The 17614-nt window shown below is 64.1% G+C and carries 16 protein-coding genes and 1 pseudogene; 7 read left to right on the forward strand and 10 right to left on the reverse strand.

Annotated features, from left to right (window positions below):
- Positions 1-32 precede the first annotated feature (32 nt).
- A complete protein-coding gene (locus AC1D0N_RS02120; protein WP_477240904.1) occupies positions 33-395 on the forward strand; it encodes a nuclear transport factor 2 family protein in 363 nt (120 codons plus the stop codon).
- Between the two features lie 257 nt (positions 396-652).
- Here AC1D0N_RS02120 and xylB read toward each other — a convergent pair whose 3' ends face one another.
- The 3 genes from xylB to AC1D0N_RS02135 form a co-directional block, all read right to left on the reverse strand.
- Positions 653-2107, reverse strand: a complete 1455-nt coding sequence (gene xylB, locus AC1D0N_RS02125) for a xylulokinase (protein ID WP_477240906.1) — start codon at positions 2105-2107, stop codon at positions 653-655.
- A gap of 82 nt (positions 2108-2189) precedes the next feature.
- The gene (locus AC1D0N_RS02130) at positions 2190-3512 is read right to left on the reverse strand and encodes a tetratricopeptide repeat protein (RefSeq protein ID WP_477240908.1); all 1323 of its coding nucleotides are present in this window, start codon (positions 3510-3512) and stop codon (positions 2190-2192) included.
- 121 nt (positions 3513-3633) lie between these two features.
- Entirely contained in the window at positions 3634-4257 is a 624-nt protein-coding gene (locus AC1D0N_RS02135) for a LysE family translocator (protein WP_477240910.1), read from the reverse strand.
- Between the two features lie 207 nt (positions 4258-4464).
- Here AC1D0N_RS02135 and AC1D0N_RS02140 point away from each other — a divergent pair, with 207 nt between their 5' ends.
- From AC1D0N_RS02140 to AC1D0N_RS02165, 6 genes and pseudogenes are all read left to right on the forward strand, one after another.
- Positions 4465-5235, forward strand: a complete 771-nt coding sequence (locus AC1D0N_RS02140; protein ID WP_477240912.1) for a L,D-transpeptidase — start codon at positions 4465-4467, stop codon at positions 5233-5235.
- A 141-nt stretch (positions 5236-5376) separates the two neighbouring features.
- A complete protein-coding gene (locus AC1D0N_RS02145) occupies positions 5377-6543 on the forward strand; it encodes a diphosphate--fructose-6-phosphate 1-phosphotransferase (protein WP_477240914.1) in 1167 nt (388 codons plus the stop codon).
- Positions 6543-7292, forward strand: coding sequence for an MBL fold metallo-hydrolase (locus AC1D0N_RS02150; protein WP_477240916.1), 750 nt, complete (start codon positions 6543-6545; stop codon positions 7290-7292). The genes AC1D0N_RS02145 and AC1D0N_RS02150 overlap by 1 nt, the downstream gene beginning before the upstream one ends.
- A gap of 198 nt (positions 7293-7490) precedes the next feature.
- Positions 7491-9022 (forward strand): annotated as a pseudogene (locus AC1D0N_RS02155) (DegQ family serine endoprotease).
- A 134-nt stretch (positions 9023-9156) separates the two neighbouring features.
- Positions 9157-9768: a molybdopterin-dependent oxidoreductase gene (locus AC1D0N_RS02160; protein ID WP_477240918.1), complete on the forward strand. Its 612-nt coding sequence runs from the start codon at positions 9157-9159 to the stop codon at positions 9766-9768.
- Positions 9765-10511 carry a ferredoxin reductase gene (locus AC1D0N_RS02165; RefSeq protein ID WP_477240920.1) on the forward strand — a complete coding sequence of 249 codons (747 nt, stop codon included), beginning with the start codon at positions 9765-9767 and terminating at the stop codon, positions 10509-10511. Before AC1D0N_RS02160 ends, AC1D0N_RS02165 begins: the two co-directional genes overlap by 4 nt.
- A 19-nt stretch (positions 10512-10530) precedes the next feature.
- Here the strand turns inward: AC1D0N_RS02165 and AC1D0N_RS02170 are convergent, their stop codons facing one another.
- The 7 genes from AC1D0N_RS02170 to AC1D0N_RS02200 form a co-directional block, all read right to left on the reverse strand.
- Entirely contained in the window at positions 10531-12003 is a 1473-nt protein-coding gene (locus AC1D0N_RS02170) for a nucleotidyltransferase family protein (protein WP_477240922.1), read from the reverse strand.
- Positions 12003-12695: a glycosyltransferase family 2 protein gene (locus AC1D0N_RS02175; RefSeq protein WP_477240924.1), complete on the reverse strand. Its 693-nt coding sequence runs from the start codon at positions 12693-12695 to the stop codon at positions 12003-12005. Before AC1D0N_RS02175 ends, AC1D0N_RS02170 begins: the two co-directional genes overlap by 1 nt.
- Positions 12680-13432 carry a glycosyltransferase family 2 protein gene (locus tag AC1D0N_RS02180; RefSeq protein WP_477240926.1) on the reverse strand — a complete coding sequence of 251 codons (753 nt, stop codon included), beginning with the start codon at positions 13430-13432 and terminating at the stop codon, positions 12680-12682. Before AC1D0N_RS02180 ends, AC1D0N_RS02175 begins: the two co-directional genes overlap by 16 nt.
- Positions 13429-14478: a serine kinase gene (locus tag AC1D0N_RS02185; protein WP_477240928.1), complete on the reverse strand. Its 1050-nt coding sequence runs from the start codon at positions 14476-14478 to the stop codon at positions 13429-13431. Before AC1D0N_RS02185 ends, AC1D0N_RS02180 begins: the two co-directional genes overlap by 4 nt.
- A 42-nt stretch (positions 14479-14520) precedes the next feature.
- Positions 14521-14949 (reverse strand): PqqD family protein, encoded by a 429-nt coding sequence (locus AC1D0N_RS02190; RefSeq protein ID WP_477240930.1) that lies wholly within the window; start codon positions 14947-14949, stop codon positions 14521-14523.
- Between the two features lie 160 nt (positions 14950-15109).
- Positions 15110-16204 carry an FAD-binding oxidoreductase gene (locus AC1D0N_RS02195; protein ID WP_477240932.1) on the reverse strand — a complete coding sequence of 365 codons (1095 nt, stop codon included), beginning with the start codon at positions 16202-16204 and terminating at the stop codon, positions 15110-15112.
- 77 nt (positions 16205-16281) lie between these two features.
- Entirely contained in the window at positions 16282-17529 is a 1248-nt protein-coding gene (locus AC1D0N_RS02200; RefSeq protein ID WP_477240934.1) for an aromatic ring-hydroxylating oxygenase subunit alpha, read from the reverse strand.
- Between the last annotated feature and the right edge of the window lie 85 nt (positions 17530-17614).

Below are 17614 nucleotides of genomic sequence, written 5' to 3' on the forward strand. Positions count from 1 at the left end.
GTGTCAAAGCCACTCAACGAAGGAGACAGACCATGACCGACCTCAACACGATCGCCCAGAACTACATCACTGCCTGGAACGAAGGCGATGCGGACCGCCGAGCGGCCTTGCTCAAGGCGACATTCACCGAAGACGTCAGCTACCGCGATCCGCTCATGCAGGGCGACGGCCATGACGGTGTCGCCGCCCTCATCGACGGCGTGCAGCAGCGCTTTGCCGGCTTCCGGTTCTCGCTGAAGGGCAAGCCCGACGGCTTTGCCGACACGATCCGCTTCTCGTGGAATCTCGGACCGGAAGGGACGGACTCCGTCATCGAAGGCACCGACATCGGAGTCATCGAGAACGGGCGGCTCAAGAGCGTCACCGGGTTTCTCGATAAAGTGCCAACGCAGTGAGGGCAATCGGCCAAGGTGTGGTGGGAAGTGCCAACCGCTGGTGCCGCCCCTCATCCGCCTGCCGGCACCTTCTCCCCGTATAGTGACGGGGAGAAGGGAGCTGTCGGCCATGCCGGCTGCTTTTTTGCAACGCTGGTGACTTGCGAAATCATCGATGACCGCGCCCCTCTCCCCGTTACTATACGGGGAGAGGATGCCGGCAGGCAGGTGAGGGGCAGCGCTGGCCCGCGGAATTGGGTTATCGGCCAAGGCCCAACTCATGCCGTGGCGCCCTTGATAGCCGGGTAAAGTGCCCGGTACCGCTGATAGGCATCCGCATAAGCGCCAACCAATGAGGCGTCCGGCTCCACGGTGGCATCCGTTGCTGGTGCCGTGCAGACGCTGAGCGGATAGGCACCCGTCGCCGCGATAAGCCCGAGCCTGGCGGCGCCGAAAGCAGCACCGAAATCGCCATCTGCAGGAATGTCGACGGGCACCTGCAGTGCGGTGGCGATCGCTTTCAGCCAGTAGCGCGAGCGCGAGCCGCCGCCGATGGCGGTGACCCGGGTCAGCGTCGTACCGGCCGTCTTCAGCGCTTCCAGACTGTCGCGGAAGGCGAAGGCGACGCCTTCCAGTACCGCCTGGGTCAGGACGGCTCGGCTCGACTCATGCGCCAGGCCGGTGAAGGAGCCGCGAATGGCGGAATCATTGTGCGGCGTGCGCTCGCCCGAGAGGTAGGGCAGGAAGGAGACCCTGGTCGGCGCCTTCAGCGCCTCGCCGAGCTCTGATGTCAGCTCGCCGGCGCCTTTCCCCGTGATCTCCGACAGCCAGTTGAGCGAATCGGTCGCCGACAGGATGACGCCCATCTGGTGCCAGGTGTTGGGCAAGGCATGGCAGAACGTGTGCACTGCACTTGCCGGGTTGGGTAGATAGGCCGCGTTGGCGGCAAACAGGACGCCCGACGTGCCGAGCGAGACGAAGGCATGGCCGGCACCAACCGTACCCATGCCGCAGGCCGAGGCCGCATTGTCGCCGGCGCCGCCGGCGATCGGAATGCCTGAAGCCATGCCCCATTTCGAGGCCAGTTCGCTGCGCAAGCCGCCGGCCTTCTCGGTGCCCTCGACCAGCGACGGCATCTGCTTTTCATCGAGCGAGGTGGCGGCCAGCAGATCGGACGACCAGGCGCGCTTGCCGACATCGAGCCAGGCGGTGCCGGCCGAATCCGACATTTCCGAAATATGCTCGCCCGACAGCCAGAGCCGCAGGAAATCCTTCGGCAGCAGCACCTTGGCCACCCTGGCGAAAATGGCGGGTTCGTTGTTCTTCACCCATGCCAGCTTGGGCGCAGTGAAGCCTGGGAAAACGATGTTGCCGGTCAGCTTGCGGAAGCGCGGGTCGGCGTCGAGCGCGGCGGCTTCGGCATGGCTGCGCGTGTCGTTCCACAGGATGCAGGGGCGCAGCACCTGGTCGCCCGCGTCGAGCAAGCTAGCGCCATGCATGTGGCCGGACAGGCCGATGCCTTTGACCGCGGCAAGCTCTTCCGGATGCGAAGCCTTCAGCTCGGCGATCGCCGCCTCGCAGGCGCGGGTCCAGTCGGCGGGGTTCTGTTCCGACCAGCCGGGATGCGGCCGCGACACATCAAGCGACGCATGACCGGAACCGACGACAGTTTGCCCGGCATCGATCAGCAGCGCCTTGACGCCCGACGTACCGAGATCGAGCCCGAGATACATGTTTTCCTCCCCATGCCGGTAATTTTTTCGGGTCTCGAAAAAATCTGGCTTGGCCAGTTTTTAAAACAAGATCCGCTTCGGGTCAATTCTCTGACAAATCGGCGGCACGCCGGGAAAACAGCGCCGACAGCGGACTGTCCGGTCGCGCCAGCGCGCGCTCCGCCGCGAGAGCTTTTGCCAGGGCTTGATCGTCCGAACGCAAGGCCGCCTCGATCAGCGTCAGGTCGATGACATCGCGCTGGGCATGGCTGCCGCCGAAGCGGTGGGCAATCGCCCGGATGGGCCGGATCAGCCGCACCGTCTCGGCATAATTGCCGTCGCCGAATGCCTTGATGGCGAGCGTCAGCGGATGGCCGACATCCCTGGTGAAGGCGGCGTTGTCGTCGTCGGCGCGCATGGCCTCGCGCTGGGCTTCGAGCAGGGTGTTGGCCGGCGCCTCCAGACCGGCGCCGACAAAGGCCATCATCGCGTGCGCATCGTTGAAGGCATAATCGCCGGCACCGGCCTTGGGCCAGTTGGCGGCCAGCGCCGCCCAGCGGTCGCCGACATCGGCGCCGCCGAGATGCAGCCGCCACAGGATCGCCGAGGCATCGACCATGTTGAGCGCCAGCGTCGACGGCGTCCCGTAGATCGGGCCGTCATAGAGCTTGAGCACTTCGTCGGTCTCGCCGAGATCGTAGTGGAACAGCGACAGATGCCACCAATTATGCACCTGCAGGAAGCTTTCCTTGGTCCACGCCTCGGGGTTGGCACGCATCCAGGCGATGCCGTCTTTTTGCCGGCTCTGCATTTCCATGACATGGGCGACCGCATGCTGTGCCCAGCCGTCGCGCGGCTCGATCTCGACAGCCGTGCGGCCGAGCTTTTCGGCCCTGATATAGTCGCCCATCTCCTCCAGCCCGAAGGCCTGCATGCCGAGGATGGCGTGGTAGCCGGGCATGCCGCTTTGCCAGGAGGGCAGCGCGCGGCCGATGCGGTCGCGCAGCATGCGGGCATTGCCGGTGAAGAAGTCGATCTGGTGGCCGGTCTGCAGCGCCACCATGTCGAGTGGAAACTCGATTGCGATGTCCTCCAGCATACGGGCGGCGTCGTGCCAGCGTCCGCCGGCGAGGTGGCCAAGGGCTGCGACATGCGCCTGCTCGCGCGCAGTGGCGGCCAGCGGCAGCGCCGCCTGGTGGCAAGCTTTAGCCACCGCCGTCGCCTCACGCTCGGTGGCGAGGCCGAACAGATAGCCCTTGAACACATGCGCCATGACGAAGTCGGGATCTTGCGCAATGGCACGGTCGACGGAGCCGACCGGGTCGCCGATGAAGCACTGCAGCTCACGCACCGCCTGGCTGTAGGGCGAGAACCCAGCCTCCGTCGCACCAGAAAACGTCAGTCCGAATGCATCCTTGACTGCCATGTTGCGTCCTTGCCGATAGCCGCCATCACAGACCTGGATGCGATCCTAATGCAACGGCGCCGGGCGTGCCAACCGGGTTTGGAACTCACCAATGCCGGAAGCGGTTGGCTTCGCCTCGCCATCAATTGCCCGAACGCATCGCCATGGTGGCGATGCCGGCGCCGACCAGCAGCGTGCCGCCGGTGCGGTTGAAGATGCGGATCGCCTTGGGATTGCGCACCACGTTGCGGGCTCTCGCCGCGATCAGCGCGTAACCGAAGGCATTGGCGAAGGCGAGCGCCAGGAAGGTGGTTTCGAAAATCAGCATCTGCGGCCAGAAATCGGCGTGCCGGTCGAGGAACTGCGGCAGGAAGGCGACGAAGAAGGTAATGCTCTTCGGATTGAGCGCGGTGACCAGCCAGGCATGCGCCGCCATCCTGGCCGCGGACACCGCATCGGTGCGCGGCTCGGCCCGCAGCGCGCCGCCGGCGCGAAACAGCTTTATGCCGAGATAGATCAGGTAGCAGGCGCCGATCACCTTCAGCACGGTGAACACAGTGGCTGACGCCGCCAGCAGCGCGCCGATGCCCAGCATCGACAGCGTCATGGCGGTGAAGTCGCCAAGCGCCACGCCGACCGCCATCGGCAGCGCGGTGCGCCAGCCCTGGCCCAGCGCATAGGACACCACCAGCAGGATGGTCGGACCCGGAATGATGAGAAGAATGGCCGAGGCGGCGGCAAAGGCAGCCCAGTTTTCGAAGGACATGGTCGTCTCCTTGAGCTTAAAGAAGAGGATAAATCCTTGGCCCCGCGAAGATGTAAAGAGGCAAGTTCGAAAATCTGCAGCACCTCGGTTCGGTCAGCCGCGTTAAGACGGCGTGGCGCGTCTTCACGCTTTTTCAACCATGATTGGTGAAAATGCTTCTATCCGGCCGGACCGTGTTTCCCGCCGATAGCGTAGGGTTTGGGTTACATGCGTGAGTTGCCGCAAAGTCTGACGCCGCCAATTCAGGGCGACGCCATCGAAAATCCCGAATTTCAGCTTTCCCGCCGCACCATGCTGTCGGGCGCCGGCGCCATGGCGCTGCTCGGCGTTGCCGGCTGCAGCACCCAGACACTCGAGCTGCCGCAGCTGCAGCTCGACGATCTGACCACCGGCTCGGTCCACCCCGTCCGTCCTGCCATCAGCGTCGACAAGAACATCACCGGCCCGGATGTGATGTATGCCTCGCTCACCGATGGCGGTTTCGTCGTGCCCGCGGTGCCCTACAAGAAGGTCAAGCCGGAGTTCCGCCGCCAGATCGTCGTCGATCAGACCGGCGAAGCGCCCGGCACCATCGTCGTCCACCTGCAGGAGCGCATGCTCTATCTGGTGCAGCCCGGCGGCGACGCCATCCGCTATGGCGTCGGGATCGGCAAGGATGGCTTCCGCTGGTCCGGCCGCGCCAACATCCAGTACGGCAAGGAATGGCCGGTCTGGACGCCGCCGCCCGAAATGATCGCCCGCAAGCCGGAACTGGTGAAGTGGCAAAACGGCCAGCCCGGCGGCCTCACCAATCCGCTTGGCGCCAGAGCCCTCTACATCTACCAGGACGGCAAGGACACCGGCTACCGCATCCACGGTTCGCCGGAGTGGGCGAGCATCGGCCAGGCGATGTCGTCGGGCTGCGTGCGCCTGATCAACCAGGACATCATCGACCTCTACAGCCGCGTTTCCAAGAAAAACCCGGTCGTCGTCGTCTGACGTCGCGGCGGCCCGCATGGCCGCTGCGCGATCTCTTGTTTGAGCATGATCTTTCGGGACCATGCTCTGGTTTCTCCCGTTGCGTGATGCGCCAAGACAGGCGAATGTGCCTGCGAAGCCACCATCCCGGAGAGAAGAAGAATGTCAGGAACCTTTGTCATCGCGCAGGGCGGCGGCCCCACCGCCGTCATCAACCAGACCATGGTTGGCGCCGCGCTCGAGATCCGCAAGCGGCATCCCGGCGCCAAGGTTCTCGGCTCCATCCACGGCGTGCGCGGCATTCGTGACGGCAACTACGCCGATCTCTCTTCCATCCCCGAGGACCGGCTGCGGCTGATCGCGGCAACGCCGAGTGCTGCGCTGGGTTCGACACGCGACAAGCCGGATGCCGCCTATTGCGAGGTCATTCTCAACGGCCTGAAGAAGGCCGGCGCCGACGCCTTCATCTATATTGGCGGCAACGACACCTCGGGCACGCAGCAGATCCTGACCGACGCCGCCGGCGGAAGCATTGCTTTCGTTCACGCGCCAAAAACCATCGACAACGATCTTGAGGAAAACGACCACACGCCGGGCTTCATTTCCGCGGCCGAGTTCGTCGCCGGCGCCTTCCTGTCAGTCGATCTCGATTTCCGCGCCTTGCCGGGCATCTATGTCGGCATCGTCATGGGCCGACACGCCGGCTTCCTCACCGCCGCCGCGGCCGCATGGCAGCTCGACCCCGACAGTGGCCCGCACCTCGTCTATGTGCCGGAGCGGCCGTTCTCGGCCGCGGGCTTCATCGACGATGTGCGCGCCACGCTCGACCGCCACAAGCGCTGCATCGTCGCCGTCTCCGAAGGCGTCAGCACCGCCGACGGCAAGGCGCTGGTCGAAAGCCTGGTGCCGCCGGAAAAACTCGAGCGCGACGCGCATGGCAACGTCAAGCTGTCGGGCAGCGACCTGCCGGCGGCGCTCGAGCGCGCGCTGGCCGAGGGGCTGCCGGGCAAGCGGGCGCGTGTCGATGCGCTCGGCTACATGCCGCGCGGCTATGTCGGCGCCATCAACGCGGTAGACGCGCAGGAAGCCTTCGATGCCGGCGCCTTTGCCGTCGCGGTCGCCGAACAGGGCGGCGGTTCGGTGGCGCTGCAATTTGATGGCACGAAAACCGTGCTGAAGAAGGTGCCGCTGAAGAATGTCGCCGGCAAGACGCGCCACATGCCGGACGATTTCATGAAGCCCGACGTCAACCAGCTGTCGGAAGCCGGCATGGCCTATCTCAAGCGGCTGGTGCCGGAGAAGTACAAGGTCGGGAAGCCCTTCGTCTGATGGCTGACCGGTTTGGCGGCAAACGTGTTGTTGGTGACTGGTTCGGCAAGACAATTATCGATGCCAAGACAACGATGCTGACCGAGCCGTTCGTGCATGATTTCGTAAGCGCCAACATCTGGCATCTCAAAGGCCGCGATGCCGACCTTCTGGTCGACACCGGCATGGGCATCTGCCCTCTGGCGCCGGAGATCGACACGCCCGCCGGCAAGCCGCTGCTTGCGGTCGCCACCCATATCCATCTCGACCATGTCGGCTCGCTGCACGAGTTTCCGTTGCGGGCGGGGCCTAGCCACAGCGCCGCAACGTTCGAGACCATGGATGAAGCGGTGACCTACGCCTACATGTTCCACAATCTCGACGGCGCCGTCTCCAAACTGCCGGCGCCGGGGTGGAAGGCGGCAGACTACAGGATTCCACCGGCGCCGCTGACCCGCACCCTCGACGAGGGCGACATCGTCGATCTCGGCGACCGGCAGTTCCGCGTGCTGCATCTGCCCGGTCATTCCCCGGATTCGATTGCGCTGTTCGACGAGGCCGACGGGTTGTTCTTCGCCGGCGACGCCATCTACGATTCCATACTGATCGACGACCTGCCGGATTCCGACCGTGGCGCCTATCGCCGCACGATGCAGCGGCTGCTCGACCTGCCGATCCGCATCGGCCATGGCGGCCACGGACCAAGTTTTGATGGCAAGCGGATGCGCGAGATCGCCACGGCCTATTTGCGCCGGACGGGTGGTCTCTAGCGGCCTCCCGGATATTAAATCTTCGTAAGGTCACTCGAAAACCCTAAATCGGTCCGATCCGCGCCCTAGATGCTGGTTGTCGATCCGGTTGGCTGCCCAGGCCAGGCGAGACAGGGAAACCCGACCGTCGACACGCCGATGGCATGCTCCCCCCGGGAGGCTGCGGCGCCGGATCAACTCTCGCCCGGACAAACGACCATGTCAGATATCCTTAGCAGACATCGCGTCGCGGCCTTGCTGGGCGCTGCGCTGATCATATCCCCCTTTGTCGTGTCTTTCGCTCAGAGTGCGAACAACATGGGCGCGAGCAATGCCGTTCCGACAACCCAGACGCCTGTCGCCGGCATAACGGCTCCTTCGCCCCGATCGTGGCCACCGACAAGCCGGCGGTAGTCACCGTCACCACCGTCGTGAAGGCGCGGCCGCAGGGCATGAGCGAGGACTCTCCTTTCGACGGCGGTTCGCCCTTCGACGACTATTTCCGCCAGTTCTTCGGCGATCAGGGCATCCCCGGGCCCAAGGCCCCGCCGCCGCAACAGTCGCAGCGCGCCGAGGCGCTGGGTTCCGGTTTCATTGTCGGTGCCGACGGCACCATCGTTACCAACAACCACGTCATCGATGGCGCCACCTCGATCAAGGTGACGCTCGACGACGGCACCGAACTTCCCGCCAAGCTGGTCGGTCGCGACACCAAGAACGATCTCGCCGTGCTCAAGGTGAAATCCGACAAGGCTTTGCCGATCGTCAAATGGGGCGATTCCGACAAGCTCATGCCGGGCGACCAGGTGCTGGCTTTCGGTAACCCGTTCGGCATCGGCACCACGGTCACATCAGGTATCGTCTCGGCGCGCGGCCGCGACCTGCACAGCGGCCCATTCGACGATTTCATCCAGATCGACGCGCCGATAAATCACGGCAATTCCGGCGGTCCGTTGGTGGATGTCAGCGGTAATGTCGTCGGCATCAACACGGCGATCTATTCGCCCAATGGCGGTAGCGTTGGGGTCGGCTTCGCCATCCCGTCCGACCAGGCGCAAAAAGTGGTCGCCAAGCTGATGAAGGGCGGCAATATCGAATACGGCTATCTCGGGGTACAAATCCAGGAGGTGACGCCGGACGTCGCCAGTGCTATCGGCCTCGACCATCCCGCCGGGGCGCTGGTTTCCGAGGTCACCGACGGATCGCCGGCGGCCAAGGCTGGCATCCAGACCGGCGACGTCATCACCGGCTTTGCCGGTCAGGAGATAAAGGAACCGAAAGACCTGTCGCGTGCCGTCGCCGACGTAGCGCCTGGCGCGAGGGAAACGCTCGATGTCTGGCGCAATGGCAAGGCCATGCAGATTTCCGCCGATGTCGGGCGCAATGGCGATGATGTGAAGACCGCCTCGGCCGAAGGCAATGGCGGTAAGTCCTCTGAACAGGCTTTGCGCGTGCCGTCACTCGGCCTTGGCCTCACCGACCTCACGCCGGATGTTCGCGAGCAACTGAACCTGCAGGACAACCAGCGCGGCGCTCTGGTCGAGCGCGTCAACCCGGACAAGGCGGCCTCTGCTGCCGGCCTCCAGCCAGGGGACGTCATTGTCGGCGTCGACCAGACGCCGGTTAAGAACGCGAGACAGGCAAATCAGGCGATCGCGCAGGCCGGCAAGTCGAGGAGGAAATCCGTGCTGCTGCTCGTCGATCGCGGCGACGCACAGATATTCGTGGCCGTACCCTTCGCTGCCGGCTGAGGCATGAAGCCCGACAGGCTTGCCGCATCGGCGGCGAGCCTGTCGGATAGCCCAAGATTCCTGTTGCCCGCCGGGAAATCTTCGAGAAGACTGGCTGCGGTCGATTTCGGCCGTAGCGCAAACGGATTGTCCCGATGGTCACTCGCGGCTTCTCTTCCGGGCGAAAGCCCCCGACGGATACGGATGAGCGCATTCCGCCGGGCCAGTATCTCGAGCAAGGCTTTCCGGTCCTGTCGGCCGGGCCGACACCACGCGTGCGCACCGAGGACTGGTCGTTCACCCTGAAGCACGGGCCGCGCCCGATCAAGAAATGGAACTGGGCCGAGTTCAACGCGCTGCCTTTGACCAAGATGACGCGCGACATCCATTGCGTGACCGCATGGACCAAGTTCGACACACCATGGCAAGGCGTGCTGGTCGACGACATTCTTGGCGACGCCGGCATCGAGCCGCCGACCGGCTTCACGCTGGCGCATGCGTTCGACGGCTACACCACCAATGTGCCGACAGCCGATCTCACTATTGGCAAAGCGATGGTGGCGCTGCTTTATGAAGGCAAGCCGATCACCGCTGACCATGGCGGCCCGGCGCGGCTGCTGGTGCCGCATCTCTATTTCTGGAAATCGGCCAAATGGCTGAACGGGCTGCAGTTCACCGAGCGTGACGAGCCGGGCTTCTGGGAATTGCGCGGCTACCACATCTATGGTGACCCGTGGCGCGAGCAGCGCTACACGAACGATCCATGAGCGACGCATCGGCGGTGCAATCGCCCTGGCAGACGGCGAAAATCACCCGCATCGAAAAGCGCACGCCGCGCGTCACCAGTTTCTTCTTCCTGTTGTCTCGGCCCTTCGCCTATCGGGCCGGACAGCATGTCGATGTCAGGCTGACGGCGCCCGACGGCTATCAGGCGCGCCGCTCCTACTCCATCGCCTCCGCACCGGAAGCCGGCGCGACAATCGAGCTGGCGATCGAAAAGCTCGACGACGGCGAGGTCTCGCCGTTCTTTCACGAGGTGGCGGCGGTCGGCGACGAGATCGAGTTGCGCGGACCGCTCGGCGGTCACTTCGTCTGGTCCGACAGCGAGGGCGGCCCCATCCTGTGCGTCGGCGGCGGTTCGGGCGTGGTGCCGCTGATGGCAATGGTGCGCCATCGCGGTGCGTTGAAGTCGGCGGCGCCGGTCGCGCTGGTGTTCTCGGTGCGCGTCTGGGACGAGGTGATCTTCCGCGACGAGCTGATCGGCCTCGACGACCGCCGCGATGGTTTCGACCTGGTGCTGACTTTGACGCGCGAGGCCGCCCGACGTCCGGCGGACTATTCGCGGCGGGTCGATGCCGCCATGATGATGCAGTCGATGGCACGGCTGCCCGAGCCGCCAAAGCTCGCCTTTGTCTGCGGCTCGAATGCCTTCGTCTCCGCCGCTGCCCAGGCGTTGATCGACGCCGACGTTCCGGCAGGGCTCATTCGCACCGAACGCTACGGGGTCTGAGGGCGCTCGCGGGATGGTTTCAGCCGAGTGGTGAGAACTTTGCCGAGAGCAACTGGAAGGGCAGTGCGCCATAGCTGGCGACGGCAGCTTGATCGTCCCATGTGCGGAACTGGCGGGACGGTCGTGCCTCGAGCACCAGCGCCTGCCGCGTCTCGTCCAGTGTCACCTTGCCGCGAAAGTGCAGCACTCTTTGTCCGCCGGCGCGGCTGATGACCATCGAGCGCAAGCGCGCGACATGCCGGCCGGCGGCATTGATTTCCATTTCGATGCGCCGCCGCACCGGGGGAACGGCGATCCTGACGGTCACATCCAGGACCATCTCTCCGGTCCCATCTGGACTGGGGATGGTTTGCGACAGCACGAAGGGGATCGGCGTTGGCTCGACCTTGCGCCTCGTCGTCTTGCCGCGCCAGACGACATCCGGCGCCGATTGCTGCAGCCGGCCTTGCTTGCGTTTCAGTCGCAACTGCTTGGCGAACCCGCGCGACAGCCAGACGAGGCCGCCGAAATCCGTGCGCGGTTTGGCTTGCAGCACCGAGGACCATCGCGACAGGCCGGCGCGATCGGCCATATCAACTGTTCCTGCAAGAACTGTCCCAGGCACCGTAATGCCGATCTCGAGTGCCAGATAGGAGAGTGCCACCGCCGCGGCAACGGCAAGACCACGCTTGGCAAGGATGTCGTTGAACACCCCCCAGTCGACCGCGCCACCATGGATGGCCACGGCGCAGTCAACCAGCCAGTCGCTGTGGGTGTGGGCATCGAGGCCGCCATGACCGATGGCCAGCGCCATACGATCGGCCGGCGACGGAACAAAGACGCTGACGCCGCTGAATTCGGCCGCGACCGCCCGCTGCCAGATCGCCAGATCGTCTTCCGTGCTTTGCTGCGACCCGTCATAGGCAAGCTGGTGAAGGTCGATGTCGCCGAAACTGCCCTTGAAGAAGTTCATCGAGCGCACGGACGCCAGCCGGGTCCTGAGATAGTGCGGGCTGACGCCGGTGGCGATCTGCCAGTCACGCTCGCGCAGCACGTCGAAAGCAGCGGTCATGTCCTGTAGGCGCACCAATATGTCGATGTCATGCGCCACCCGGCCGCGCTGCGCCGAGGCGTTGACGGCGATGCGGCTGGCGCCCTTGATCAGCATGACGGCGCAGCCGGCCTCTACCATTGCCTGCAGCGCCGGTTCGGCCTCGCGCATTGCCATGCGCGATTTGGTCCACAGCATCTTTTGCAGGCCGACAAGGCGTGGATAGGCGGGATGGGCGGCGAGTTTTCGGCCGAACCTGTCGGAAATCGCTGCCAGCAGCCGGTGCTCGCGAAAGGAGACCAGATCGATATCGTTCTCGTCGAGCCAGCGCGCCGCGTGCTGGCAGGCCGCTTCCTCGTCGGGAAGCAGGGCTGCCTTGAGCAACTGGTCGAGCTTGCCGGTCGGCCAGGACCAGCCATAGTCCGGAAACCGGCGGCCGATATGGCGGACTGACCTGGCCATCAATCGGGAACCGCCTTGTTACGCGCCCGGCGCTGCATGGCGAGCCGCGCGACTTCGAGATAGCCGCGGTCGCGAGTGGAATCGCGGCCATAAGACAGGCTGCCTGGTCGGATACGCCTGAGCGCCAGCACCTCATCCAGCATGTCGAGAACGAAACCTGCCTCGCGCGCCCGAGCGATCCAATCGATCATCTCGCCACGCCCCCCTTGCGGGTCGACAATCGGCCCGACGGCATCGGCGACCTCCCGGCGGATCAGCATTGTGGTCCGCGACCAGCCCGCCACAGAGGTGACTTCCGGCACTTCGGGCCTATCGCCACGAAAGGTACGCCAGTGCGTGAAAACGCCCGATGTCCCTGGGAGCCGGTTCAGATGCGCAAGCTGTCTTTCAATCTTGGTCGGCAACCACAGATCATCCGCATCAAGCGTCGCCACGAAGGGGGTCGACAGCGCTGCGATGCCTCTTGTCGTGGCGCTGCCGGGGCCGGCGTTTTCCTGGCGCAAAAGCCGCACCGGCTGCTTCAGCGCTTCGATCACCGCCACGGTGTCGTCGGTGGAACCATCGTCGACAACGACGATGGTTTCGGCCTGCACTGTCTGGGCCGTGATCGATCTCAGCGTTTCGGCAATGGTGGCTGCCGCGTTGAAAGTCGGGATGACGACGCCATAACCGCTCATCACATGAAGCGCCACTGCGCGAGCTCTTTGAAATCGAAAATCCCTTCGATCGGACGCAAGGAGGGATCGGCCTTGCGACGCTTCATCGATTTGTGGATGGCGCGCATGAACTCGCGAAGGGGGACATCGGCCTCCCTTGTCATATTGCCGGGATGACGCCTGTAGTAGAGAGCCACGGTATCGGGCATAGTGTATCTCGGACTGCTTTCAAAGGCACGCAGCAGATAGTCGGTGTCTTCAGCCTGGTTGAAGTCCTCGTCGAAACTGCCGATGCGTTCCACAAACTGGCGAGCAAAAATCCCCGCCGACAGATGAATCCCGCGAACGGTCACGCAGTGGCTTTCGGTTGCGGGTTCCAGTGTCTCGTCGTCTATGAGATCAACCAGTGTCATGCGCGAATAGCTCAGTTCGAGACCTGGATCGGTTTCGAAGCAGGCAAGGTCGGCCCTGAAACGCCCGGCCGGCGAGATGTCGTCCGAATCGAGAAATGACACAAGCTCTGTTTCCGGCAGAAGCTGCCTGAGGCCGGCATTGCGTGCTTTGGTGACACCACCATTGGCTTGCTGGAAAAGGCGGATGCACGAAGTCTCACCCATCATGGCGCGCACCGCCTCGGCCGTGCCATCGGTTGAGCCGTCATCGATGACGATAATATCGAGGTCGGCGGCGTCGCGTTGCCTGAGCAGCGACCGCAATGCCGAAACGACGTAGCGCTCGCGGTTATAGGCAGGCACGATTACGCTGAGTTTCATAAAATGCCTCGTGCGAGAAACGCCGAAATCGTGCCGGCGATTTCCTCGGGCCGTGTCCCCAGCGACAGGCGATAGCACGGCAGCTGGCGTGTCAGTTCGCCAAAAAAGCGAAAGCCGCTTTCCCGTTCGCCCGGCATCTGTGCGATTCCGGATGGCGCCAGCGCAATCATGGCGTCCTTGCGCGACACCGGCATGATCGAGCTTGTCTCACCACCGCTGATATGTGGCACCACCAGCGCGACGATGTCCAGACTTGCAGGTACTGGCCGGACCGCGATGTCATCGATATGAAACGGATACTTGCCTTGCCAGTTCAGCGGACCGTGCGACTTCAACCTTCGTTCGAGCTGCAGCCGCCGGAAACCTTCCGGGTCCTGCTTGAGCGTGGCAAACAAGGGGTGGGCAGTCACCCCATTGTCGGTTTCGATCAGCACATAGTCGTCGCCGACGCTGTCGAGCCCGTTGAGCAGTCCGGCGACAACCGTTCCCGATTTTCCCGCCCCACCCGCGCCGGCGAGCAGCATGCCCTTGCCGCCAATGCCCAGCGTACCAGCATGGGTAAGCCGCATGCCGCGCGCGGCATACTCCCAATGCAGGAAGGCGCGCAGCGGCGCCCCTTGCTCCCAGGGCGGAAACGCGTCGGCGGACCTCATCAGCTGTGCACCGACGCGACGTTCGGGATCGTAGAACTGCCAGAAATCCAGGTCATGGAAATAGCTGCCGCGCAATCCGGCTTCGGCCAGCTGTGTGGCGAAGGCGTGATGCGTGTAGTCGGCTTGGCCCCATGTCGCCGGGGCGGGGATGCCCTCAACATCAGGATCGGCGACGAAAATGCGGCAGTCGCCCACGCTCGGCTGGTCGTCGGGAGCAGGGACGAGGCCATGGCCGACAGCTTCGGCCAAGGCGCCGGGGCTGAGATGCGCCGTCAGATCCAGCCGCGGCAAGCGGACCGTGGTGGTGACCGGATAGCGCTCAGTCGCGCTTTCCGCCGCCGCCAGCACATGACGGGCATAGTCGGTCAGGGTTTGAAGGGTGACGCCTGGCATGGCTGACTTCCAGCGTTGCCCGACCGGGCCACTTGGGTGGTTTCAGGGCGCCGGCTTGACCGCCGGCCAACCGAGAGGTTCCTCGACCTCGTGGATCGGGTCGACAAGAATGAGATCGGCAAGGTCGTCATGGATGTCGACCTTGAGCGGCTCGCTGCTGCCGGCGAGTTGGGCCAGCAGGGCGCCCGAGATGGGTTGCGCGGCTGCATCGGCCGCACGCACGAGCAAGCCGAATTCGAGCAGTTGGGAAATGAAGCTGTCGAGCTCGGCTAACCTGATTGTGGCCCCGCCAGCCGCTTGTCCGACCAGTGCGTGGGCGCCAACACCGGACGACAGCGCCTGCCAGACCCCGCTGCCCGAATCGGAGAAGCCGAAATATTTCCCGTTCGAAAGATCGAGGACTACGGCTTCGCCGTCAAAGGACTCGAAAACGATGTCCTTGCTCGCGACCGCGTAGACCAATTGCTCCATCAAAACGTCCCCACACCAGGCTGCCCGAAAGCGATCACCGGTCGCTGCGGTTCGCCTTGCCCTGGAAAAGCGTCTAGCCACTTGGCCGTTCTTTGGCAAGACAGAGCGCCGGCCAGGGCCAGGCTGATACGCAAAGGCAAGCGGCCAATCCGCGGTCCTGTCAGGCCTCGATCTCGAGCGCCGACAGCGGCCGCGAGCAACAGGCAAGGATAAAGCCGTCATCGATCTCGTGATCGAGAATGCCGCCATTGTGGCTCATCTCGACCTCGCCTGAAACCTTCTTCACCTTGCAGGTTCCGCACAGGCCGAACTCGCACGCTGCAGGGATTCTCACACCCGAAGCGCGCGCCGTCTGCAGCACGGTCTGGCCGGCAACGCATTCGGCGTCGACATCCGAAAGCGAGAAGCGAACCGGCGTAACAGTGTCGGCAGGCACTTCGATCCCAGCCGGCGATGTGAACGGAGCCGGGACTTCTTCCACAGCGGGAGCCGCAAAACTCTCCTGGTGGTAATAGGCCATGTCGAAGCCGGAGGCCTCCAGCATCTGCCGCACCGCGCGCATGAACGGGTCCGGGCCGCAGCAGAAGATTTCGCGCTCGCGGAAGTCCGGCGCCAGCAGCGGCAGCCGGATCGCGTCGATCCGCCCCATATGCCCGAACCAGCCTTCGCGGCTCGACCGCTCCTCGATCATGAAGCCGAGCGACAGGCCCGGCATGCGGCTTCCCAGCAATTCGAGTTCCTTGCGGAAGATGATCTCTTCCGGGCGCCGCGCGCAGTTGACGAAGCCGACATCGGTCCACGGCGCGCAGTCGTTAAGCCAGCGCAGCATCGACATCATCGGCGTCACACCGGAGCCGGCCGAAATGAACAGATATTTGGCCGCGGGGTGGCTGTGCAGCGAAAAGTCGCCTGCCGGTCCATAGGCCTTCACGTGGACGCCGGGCTTCAAATTATCGAACATCCAGCGCGTGCCGACGCTGCCGGCCTGGGCCTTCACCGTCACCGCAATCGAGAACGGCCGCGACGGTGAGGACGACAGCGTGTAGGTCCGCATCAGCGGGCCCTCGGTGGTCGGCAGTTCCAGTGTCACGAATTGCCCCGGCTTGTAGCGAAACCAGGTCTGATTGTCAGAGCGGAAGGTGAAGGTCTTCACCTCCGGCGCCTCGTCGCTGACGCCGATCACTTCCAACACCTGCAGCCTGTCGTTCCAGGGCGCCATCTCGTCGAGATGGCGGTAGAGGCCAAGGTCCGTCATCGCATTCATCCTTCCGACCTTTTCATGCTGCACATGGCGTTACTCCAAAACCGCTCAACACTTTTGGGCGCCATGTGCTAGGCGACGCTGCGCAGCGCGGGCCGGCCGCCCTCGGCAAGGCGCGGCTCGATGAAGCGGGCATACCAGTCGACGAACTGGATCACGCCGCCTTCATGCAACTCCGAATAGGGGCCGGGCTCATAGGCCGGCGACAGGATGCCGAAGGCGTTCTCTTCGACGATGCGGCGGTCCTGGTCGTTGGTCTCGGTCCAGACATGGGTGAGCTCGGCGAGGTCGTAGTCGACGCCTTCCACCGCATCCTTGTGGACCAGCCATTTCGTCGTCACCGCCGTCTCCGTGGCGCTGATCGGCAGCACGCGGAAGGTAACGGCGTGGTCGATGAGGATGTGGTTCCAGGTCGTCGGGTAGTGGTAGTGCATCAAGGTGCCGATGCGGTCGGCCGAAACGCTGTCGGAAAGGTTCTTCTTCACCGCGCGCTTGCCGTTCATCGTATAGCTGACGGCATCGCGCAGCAGCGGCGCGCGGGTGGCGCGAAACTGTCCGGTGGGATCGATGCGGAACTTGCTCGGCAGGCCCGTTGCCTCGCACTTCGCCCAGTGCGCCAGCATTTCAGGGTCGCTGTCGGCACCCTGCACACCGGTCACGGTCGGCGCTTCCGGGAAAGTCTTGCACAGTTCCGGATGGTTACCGGCGCAGTGATAGCACTCGCGGTTGTTCTCCCAGACCAGCTTCCAGTTGCCCTTTTCGACGATGGTCGATTCGAAGGCGACCTTTGCCTCGCGCAGCCGGTGCGGCAACAGATAGGGTTCGATCATGGCGCGCATCGGCGCGAAGTCCGCCGGCTCCCTGGCCAGGCAGATGAAGATGTAGCCGCCGACGCTCTCGCAGGCCACCGGCTTCAGGCTGAACTGGCTCTTGTCGAAACCATCGGCCATCTGCCGTGCGAACAGGAGCCTGCCGTCCAGTTCGTAGGTCCACTGGTGATAGGGGCAGACGAGCTTGGCCGCAGTGCCTTTCTCTGCGTTGCAGACGCGGCTGCCGCGATGACGGCAGGAATTGTGAAACGCGTTGATCTTGCCTTGCTGGTCGCGGACCAGCACCACCGGATAGTCGCCGACCTGGGCGGTGATGTAGCTGCCCGGCTTCGGCAATTCGCAATCATGACCGATGAACAGCCAGTCGCGATACCAGATCAGCTCCATGTCGAGCTTGAAGTAGTCGGGATCGGTATAGAAGGGCTGCTCGAGCGAGTAGCCGTCCCTGCGGCTGTGCAAGAGCCTCAGCATGTCGTTGCGCGCATCCATGTCCTGTCCTCATCTTCAAAGGACTGAACTTGGTGGTGATGGAGGAAAGACCGGTCGCAATCCGGCGACAAGGCCGGCATGCACC

It is taken from the genome of Mesorhizobium sp. P2_E10, from assembly GCF_056404235.1.